Raw genomic sequence first — 8,215 nt, forward strand, 5'->3', positions numbered from 1 at the left:
AGATCCGGCACCACGCACCCGTTCGACATCACCACGTTTTCCGGTCATCACTGGAAGACGGCCGGAAGTGTCCAGGAGCGGCGCCGCGAGCTTCGCAAACATTGGGAGGCAGTCAGAAACCGTCCCACCCTTGTCCCGACGGAGCCGCTAATTCCATGACCAGCCCGCGCGAAATCTACATATCAGTCGATGTCGAAACTGCCGGACCGATTCCCGGGGAATACAGCCTACTCTCGATCGGCGCCTGCAATGCAGACGAGCCAACAAGGACCTTTGCATGTGAATTGAAGCCGACCACCCGCAACGCTGACCCGGCCGCGCTGAAGGTCACGGGGTTATCACTGGAGCGGCTTGAACAAGATGGGCTTGAACCACACGCCGCCTGCAGGCTTTTCAGCAATGGGTTGAGCGTGTCGCAGGCGCTGATGGAAACCCTGTTTTCGTTGGCTTTAACGCAGCCTTCGACTGGTCGTTTGTGAACTATTATTTCCACCGCTATCTGGGAAGCAATCCCTTCGGCTTCGCTGCACTTGACATCAAATCAATGTACATGGGTGCTGTCGGCAGCACCTGGCGCGCGACACGGGGTGGATGCGATCCCTCGGTCAGCCGGTATCAGGACACCGTAGAAAACATCGCATTCACGGCGTTCGACTTTAAAAAAACCCGGGGCGCTTTCGCGTTCCCGGGTTCCCGTCCTGTCAAAAAAAGGCTTCTACACGCCCGGCTCCGCTCTCGAGCCCTAACTGTGAAACCCGTTCCCTGGAGAGCCTGATTCACGGCCTGCAACAGTTCTGCCTTGACCTGCGCAATGCCCGTCGGATTTTTGTCCTCGGGGATGCCGTTACTGTAAATGTCGGCACTCCACTCGCCATTCTGAAACACACCGACACCCACATCGAACATGCAGCCCTTGTCCATCACGACGAGCCGCTTCGGCAGCTTCGGCAACGCAAACACCAAGCGCGAGCCGCCGAGGAAACCCTGGATGACAGGGCCGATAGTGATGCGTACGCGCCATGCTCCGTATTGATAGCGGTCAGGCTGGTTAATCGAACAGCGCACGCGTGACGTCAGCGCCGGAAGCATCGCTCGAGCCAGCGCGGCTTTTACCGAACGCAAGCAGCGCGCGTCGTCTTCCTGATGCTTAAGCGAGTAGATGTACAGCCCGCCTTTCCAACGACCGTCGACTATCTTCGAATTAAGCAGACCCTGCCCCGACTGCTTACGCGTGATCGCATACTCACCGTCGACGCGGAACGACCAGTCGCAATCAAGGCGATACAACTCCGTACCGTCAAGCCCGAAGAATTCAGGAATGAGAAATTCCGGCGACAATTCGAGCACTTCTGGTGGAACGCCCGAAATCGCGACAGTCACGTCGTAGGCGATGTCCGAATAGCGGACCGGATTCTGTCGCGCGGGCGAGCGCCGGACGATCTTGATATCGATACGTGCGCCTTCCAGAATCGCACTTACGGATTCAGCGATGCGTTCGTCAGCGAGTTCGGTCATGCGAGCCGCAAACGCTGCATGATCGAACAGTTCGACGCCCGGCGCCTTCAGTTGCTTGCGCGGATGGTCTCCGTCGAGCGCGGCGATAAGCGCAGCATAAGTCTGAACACCGAAACCACGAGCGAAAGACTCGTTGACTTGCGAGTCGGGAACGCGAAAAACGTCGCGGGTCGCGGCGACGAGGTCACGCTTGAGGGACTGGAAATAGACGCGGTCAAACGCAGAGGGTTGCATGAGCACCTCAAAATGTAAGTGAGTAAAAAAACGACAACATGCTTGTTTCTGTTTGCCGGTCTTTACGACAGAAACCTCACTAACGAGGGCTGACGCAAATTTTGCTGCGGGATGCTGCGCTCTACAAGTTTGGCAATACTTCAGTCGAGCAGACTGTGGCGGTTGGCCAGCCGCCAATCTAAATGAAAAGATGGAATGTGACAGGCAGTTGCTGTGCTGTAAGGCGGCGTCGCGTGCCAGACCCGCTTTTTCGACGCACGCACCGGCGCGTCGCTCCTCAACCGGGTGTACCCGATTTAACGCGTTCAGCCGAAGGGCTGGCCACCCCGAAAGCGACGTCCGACGATCCCGCCGTCGGGGTCGTCACAGCATTGTTGCGCACCTTCGTGTGAAGTAATCGCGGGCGCCGAGCCACGGATTTGCAATGCCGGAAGGCGCACACCGGACAGATAGCGAGCGTGCACTCCTTTTAAAATCGGACGTTTCGCCCGCCGCTTGATCGACCGGCTGCAAAGCCACGCACAGCGAGGGAACTCAAAACATTCCCACCGTATTTCACATGGACTCCTACACTAATATCGGGCCGGAACAGGAGCGAAAATGGGCCGACTTCCGCAAATCCGCGGGCAATTTTCCCGCCCTGTCATCGTCTGACAGCAAGACTCCGGCGTCTGGATTCCACAAGGCGGCATGCGGAACTCAAAACTTGTGGAGGCCCAAACGGCAACTCAGAACTTTTCTGCTTCTCGAGAGTCGCTGCTGGCTCAACCCTATGAACTTGCGCGATTCAACACGGTAACCGTTCACATCGACTACCACGTTGAGATCGACAAACACCGCTACAGCCTGCCGCACGCGCTGGTGGGGCAAGGCCATCTATGGTTCCGCGCGGTTCCGGCGAACATGCTGCTTGAAACAGAAATGCTCGGGCACGCCTCTTCCGCCAGTTGCCATGACGCCGAGCCCGCGTAATCCTGCGCGGCGCGTAAGTCGTATGCCCGTTTCAGCGGGGCAATGTCGTCGCCGGAATCGACGGCTGCCGCACCGCATCCAAACGTTGCTGCTTTTTTCGTCTGGCCATGCTGCCATGGATGTGACGCGCATCGCCAGATGTCTCGGTTTTTGTTAGTGATTCCAGGTCATTCGATACGGCTACGCGCATAAGGTCGACCGACACAACGTAACTCCGGGAGGGGAAGCGCCGACGATGTATTCAGTAGAACATAGTCATGCGTTGATGGTGATCAAAGGCACAAAAAGCCTTTTCGCTATACTGCACGTTAGGCGACTCGGGAGTGCTGTTTGGTTTGATTGTTACACGCTCCTTCCGAATAGCTTGCATACCCTGGAGGACATTTCAAAAGACTCTTCGGAACATTGAAGATGTCCACCGGCAAACCAGGTGGCATCCTATCGTCAGCAATCCCTTGTAAATGTCGACGCGTCTTTCAAACCATATGCGCAGACGACGAAAGCCGGGGAGCCATGCATCAGTACGCCCAGCTACCCAGCTCACCCTGGAGAGGCTGCGGTCGAAGCTAACGGGTTTGGCTCTGGATTAACAATCCCGGCAGTTCTTCTTGAAACACTCTCGGACTGAGAAGCGGATGTTGAATGCACAGAAGTTTTACATCGACGGCATCTGGGTCGCGCCGTCGGGCGACGCGCGCCTCGCCGTTGTCGATCCCTGCACGGAAGAGGCGTTCGCGCAGATCGCGCTCGGCAATGCCGACGACGTGGAGCGCGCGGTGACAGCCGCAAAGCGCGCATTCGCGTCGTTTTCGCTGACGCCGCTGACCGAGCGCGTCGCACTGATTCGCCGCATACTCGACGCTTATACGGCGCGTTACGACGAGATGGCCGATGTCATTTCGCGCGAGATCGGCGCGCCGAAAATGCTTTCGCATACATGGCAGGCCGCGCTCGGCAGACGTCACCTCGAAGAACTCCTGCGTACCTGCGAGCGCTTCGCGTGGCAGCGCAAGAAGGGCACGACGCTTGTCAATTACGAGCCCGTCGGCGTGGCCGCGCTCATCACGCCATGGAACTGGCCGATCAATCAGATTGTCTGCAAGGTCGCCCCCGCGATTGCCGCCGGCTGCACGATGGTGCTCAAGCCGAGCGAGATCTCGCCGCTGAACGCCGTGCTGTTCGCCGAGATTCTCGATGCCGCAGGCGTGCCGCCGGGCGTGTTCAATCTCGTGAACGGCGACGGCCCGACTGTGGGCGCGGCGCTCTGCAGTCATCCGGACGTCGACATGGTGTCGTTCACGGGGTCGACGCGGGCGGGCGTGGAAATCGCGAAGCTCGCGGCGCCGACCGTCAAGCGCGTGCATCAGGAACTCGGCGGTAAGTCCGCAAACATTCTTCTCGACGATGTGGACCTGGAAGCCGCCGTCACCTCGGGCGTCTATGAGTGCTTTGGCAACAGCGGCCAGTCGTGTAACGCGCCGACACGCATGCTGGTGCCCGCAGCGCTGCACGACGAGGCCGTGCGCATTGCACAGCATGCGGCGGCCTCTCACTGTGTGGGTCCCGCGAACGACGACCGCACCACGATGGGCCCTGTGGTGAGCGACGTGCAATATACACGCGTGCAACGGCTGATCAAAAAGGGCATCGAGGAAGGCGCACTGCTCGCAGCCGGCGGGCCGGGACGTCCCGATGGCCTGACGCGCGGCTACTACGCGCGGCCCACGGTATTCGCAAACGTCGACCCTTCGATGACGATTGCACGAGAAGAGATTTTCGGTCCAGTGCTCGCCATCATGCCGTATCGCGACGAGGAAGACGCGATCGCGATTGCCAACGATACACCGTTTGGACTTGCTGCATACGTTCAATCCGCGGATCCGGCGCGCGCCCGGCGTGTGGCGTTCCGGCTGCGCGCGGGCAGCGTCTATCTGAACTATCCGGAGTGGGACGCGGGCTCGCCGTTCGGCGGTTATAAGCGATCGGGCAACGGCCGTGAATATGGCGAGTGGGGTCTGGAGGCGTTTCTCGAAGTGAAGGCTATCGTCGGCTATGACGATCAGGCGGGACTCGGCACGCGCGGTGACGTGCGCGCAAACTCTAGCGAGGCATGAAGACTCATTGGCCTCGGGGTATCCAAGGCGCTGGTTGAGCGCGCCCAAACGCTGATATCGCCTCAAAAATATCTCGAGGAGGTCTGCCATGAATGTTCCGGCCTCAGAGCATATCCAGTGGCTCGTGAGTCTTTCAATGCTCCACCAGGTTCGCGCACGGGCGCGCAGTTATGCGGGGCAAGCCAAGCTTTGGCTTCACCCCTATGCCGAGGCCCGCCCGCGTGGGGTGTGCGCAAATTCGTCTGTCTGGTTCACCGCGTACCCGAGCGCGGTTATAGCCGCGCCGGGACAGTCGGTACTCCAGGCATTGGGAAGCGAGACACTGTGGCGTTCGTTGTCCTCGATGGGTATTAATGCTATTCACCCGGGTCCAACCAAAGTCGCCGGTGGTCTTAATGGCGAGCGCTTTACCCATTCGGTAGACGGCAACTTTGATCGCATCGGCCTAGAGATCGATTCCAGATTCGGTACAGAAGAAGACTTCATAGCAATGAGTCGCATGGCGGCAGCGCACAACGCCGTTGTCATTGACGATGTCATTCCTTTGCATACTGGCAAAGGCCCCGACTTCCGGCTCGCTGAGATGAATTACGGGGACTATCCGGGCCTTTACCATATGATCGAGATCATGCCTGGCGACTGGAACCTTTTGCCAGACGTACCTGGAGGAAAAGATTCCATCAATCTGCCGGCTGACGTGGTCGACACCCTGAAAAGCAAGTGCTACATCGTTGGCCAACTTCAGCGGGTAATGTTTTTTGCGCTAGGCGTCAAGGAAACAGACTGGAGTGCAACCGCTCCTGTACTTGGCGTAGACGGCGTAATGCGCCGGTGGGTATACCTTCACTACTTTAAGGAAGGTCAACCGTCACTAAACTGGCTCGACCCAACATTGGCCGCCCAACAAATCAGTATCGGTGATGCTCTGCACTCCCTGGACGTCCTCGGCGCTCGCGGACTTCGCCTAGATGCCAACGGCTTCCTGGGCATCGAGCGAAGACCACACGGGAATGCATGGTCGCAGAGCCATCCACTCGCGGTCGCGGGCAACCAGCTTCTCGCCGGGGCGATTCGTAAGGCCGGTGGGTTCAGCTTTCAGGAACTCAATCTCACCCTCGACGACATGGCGGCAATGTCCAAAAATGGCGCTGACCTGTCTTACGACTTCGTCACACGTCCTGCGTATCAGCATGCACTTCTGACGGGAGACACTGAGTTCTTGCGACTGATGCTACGCAAAGTCCATCAGTACGGCATCGACCCGGCGTCTCTCATTCACGCACTTCAGAACCACGATGAACTGACGCTGGAGCTCGTACATTTCTGGACGCTACACGCTAACGCAACTTTTATTTTCCAGGGGCAGACATGGAACGGCAACACCCTTCGAGAGCATATCCGGGAGAAGATGTACGAGCGCTTGAGCGGCGAGCATGCACCCTACAATCTTCCTTTCGTGACAAACGGCGTGTCTTGCACGACAGCCAGCGTCATCACTGCGGCACTCAATATTCGGGACCTGGACGCCATAACGCCCGGGGACAGAGACAATATCCGACAAATTCATCTTCTTCTTGCGATGTTCAATGCTTTGCAGCCCGGCGTTTTTGCAATATCGGGGTGGGACCTTGTCGGCGCACTGCCCTTACCCATTGAGGCCGTCGAGGAGCGAACGACTGACGGAGACACGCGCTGGGTACAACGCGGTGCTTATGATCTGACAGGAGAAAACCCGCACGCATACACATCTGAAGAAGGCATACCGCGCGCAGTGGCCTTGTACGGTACGTTGCCGGAGCAGCTCGCCGACCCTGCCTCTTTCGCCTCGCAACTCAAGCGTCTCCTCGCTGTGCGAGACTCGTACGGCATTGCCTCGAGTAGGCAAATCGAGGTTCCTGACGTTGTCGCGCCAGGCCTCCTAGTAATGGTTCACGAACTTCCTGCAGGGAAAGAGACTCAGATTACAGCTCTGAACTTTGGCGCAAGCACCGTCGATGAGACTATTACGCTACCCTGCACCGCGCCAGGACCTGTCATCGACATGCTCGCCGATTCGGTTATCGGTCACCTCGACGAACTGGGTAAGCTGCGAATAGTGCTTGAGGGTCACCGAGGTGTATCACTGAAAATTGCGAGTTCTCTTTCCAGTTGACGTGCATTAAGGGGCGCACACCCGGCAATATCCCGGCAGTTGAATCAGACGCAGCGCTTCCGAAAGGGCCTCGACACGCGTTATCCGAAGGAACTGTCGGGCGGCCAGCGCCAGCGCGTCGCCATTGCGCGGGCGCTCGCGATGCGGCCCGAGCTGCTGCTGCTCGACGAACCGATGTCGAATCTCGACGCGAAGCTGCGCGAGGAAATGCACATCGAACTGCGCGCGATCCAGAAGCGTCTCGGCATCACGACGATCCTTGTCACGCACGATCAGATCGAAGCGATGACGATGAGCGACCGCATCGCGGTGATGCAGCGCGGGCGCATCGCGCAACTGAGCACGCCGTTCGATGCTTACGAGCGCCCCGCCACGCCGTTCGCGTCGACATTTCTCGGCCGCGCGAACACGCTACCGGGGGAAGTGCTCAGGCGCAATCCGCGCTGCGCGGAGGTCGACGTCGCGGGCACGACGCTGCATGTGCCGCACGAAGGCCGCGACGTGCAGGGCGTGGTGCACGTGTACATCCGTCCGGAGAAAGTGCGTCTGGCGAACGGCGACGCACGTATGCACGGGCGCATCGCGACCCGCGTGTTCATCGGCAATCAATGGCTGCTCGAAGTCGACACCGAGCTCGGCAAGCTGCATGTCGCGCAGCCGAACTACGGCGCGCCGCCGCCCGAGGAAGGCCGCGAAGTCGGCCTCTCGTTCACCGACGACGACCTGCGCGTGCTGACACGGGAGAGCGCCCATGGCAACGCTTGACGACTCGCGCGCGGACGTCGCGCCGTGGCTGCTGTCGGCGCCCGCGCTGCTGCTGTTCGGCGCGCTGCTCTTCGTGCCGCTCGTGCTGACGCTGCTGTCGTTTCGCGTCTTCAGCGACGTGGCCGGCGTGCAGGCCGCCTACACGCTCAAGCACTACGCCGAAGTACTGAGCAATCCGTACTACGACGAGATCTTCCTGCGCACGGCGGGTCTCGCGCTGGCCGTGACGCTGCTGAGCGTGCTGCTCGGCGTCCCCGAGACGATCGTGCTCGCACGCATGAAGCGGCCGTGGCAGTCGCTGTGCCTGCTGATCGTGCTCGGGCCGCTCCTGATTTCGGTCGTGGTGCGCACGCTCGGCTGGCAGATTCTGCTCGGCAACAACGGCGTGCTCAACGACGCGCTGCAGGCATTGCATGTCACGTCCGAGCCGATCCGCCTCGTCTTCACGATGACGGGCATGATC

General features: G+C 59.4%; 6 protein-coding genes and 2 pseudogenes. 6 read left to right on the forward strand and 2 right to left on the reverse strand.

Translation table 11 applies throughout. From position 1 onward, the window contains the following. The first annotated feature begins 155 nt into the window (after positions 1-155). Positions 156-479: a hypothetical protein gene (locus tag BN2476_RS39615; RefSeq protein ID WP_218274591.1), complete on the forward strand. Its 324-nt coding sequence runs from the start codon at positions 156-158 to the stop codon at positions 477-479. Between the two features lie 136 nt (positions 480-615). Here the strand turns inward: BN2476_RS39615 and BN2476_RS46040 are convergent, their stop codons facing one another. Then, the gene (locus tag BN2476_RS46040) at positions 616-1,749 is read right to left on the reverse strand and encodes a hypothetical protein (RefSeq protein WP_143811157.1); all 1,134 of its coding nucleotides are present in this window, start codon (positions 1,747-1,749) and stop codon (positions 616-618) included. Positions 1,750-2,514: 765 nt separating this feature from the next. Between BN2476_RS46040 and BN2476_RS50015 the strand changes: the two are divergent. Next, a pseudogene (locus BN2476_RS50015) lies at positions 2,515-2,619 on the forward strand (Mu transposase domain-containing protein); the annotation flags it as partial. Between the two features lie 133 nt (positions 2,620-2,752). On the opposite strand, the gene BN2476_RS46835 reads toward BN2476_RS50015, so the two are convergent. Beyond that, entirely contained in the window at positions 2,753-2,926 is a 174-nt protein-coding gene (locus BN2476_RS46835; protein ID WP_160111843.1) for a hypothetical protein, read from the reverse strand. Positions 2,927-3,356: 430 nt separating this feature from the next. Between BN2476_RS46835 and BN2476_RS39630 the strand changes: the two genes are divergently transcribed. The 4 genes and pseudogenes from BN2476_RS39630 to BN2476_RS39645 all read left to right on the forward strand — a co-directional run. Then, complete coding sequence (locus BN2476_RS39630) at positions 3,357-4,835, forward strand: aldehyde dehydrogenase family protein (protein ID WP_087739626.1); 1,479 nt, start codon at positions 3,357-3,359, stop codon at positions 4,833-4,835. A gap of 88 nt (positions 4,836-4,923) precedes the next feature. After that, positions 4,924-6,987, forward strand: a complete 2,064-nt coding sequence (gene treS / locus BN2476_RS39635; protein ID WP_087739627.1) for a maltose alpha-D-glucosyltransferase — start codon at positions 4,924-4,926, stop codon at positions 6,985-6,987. 63 nt (positions 6,988-7,050) lie between these two features. Next, positions 7,051-7,752, forward strand: a pseudogene (locus BN2476_RS39640) (ABC transporter ATP-binding protein); the annotation flags it as partial. Further along, positions 7,739-8,215: ABC transporter permease (locus tag BN2476_RS39645; protein ID WP_369122662.1), on the forward strand; the 477-nt coding region annotated here is incomplete at its 3' end. The pseudogene BN2476_RS39640 and the gene BN2476_RS39645, both read left to right, overlap by 14 nt.

The organism is Paraburkholderia piptadeniae (genome assembly GCF_900007165.1).
GTDB classification, from domain to species: Bacteria; Pseudomonadota; Gammaproteobacteria; order Burkholderiales; family Burkholderiaceae; genus Paraburkholderia; species Paraburkholderia piptadeniae.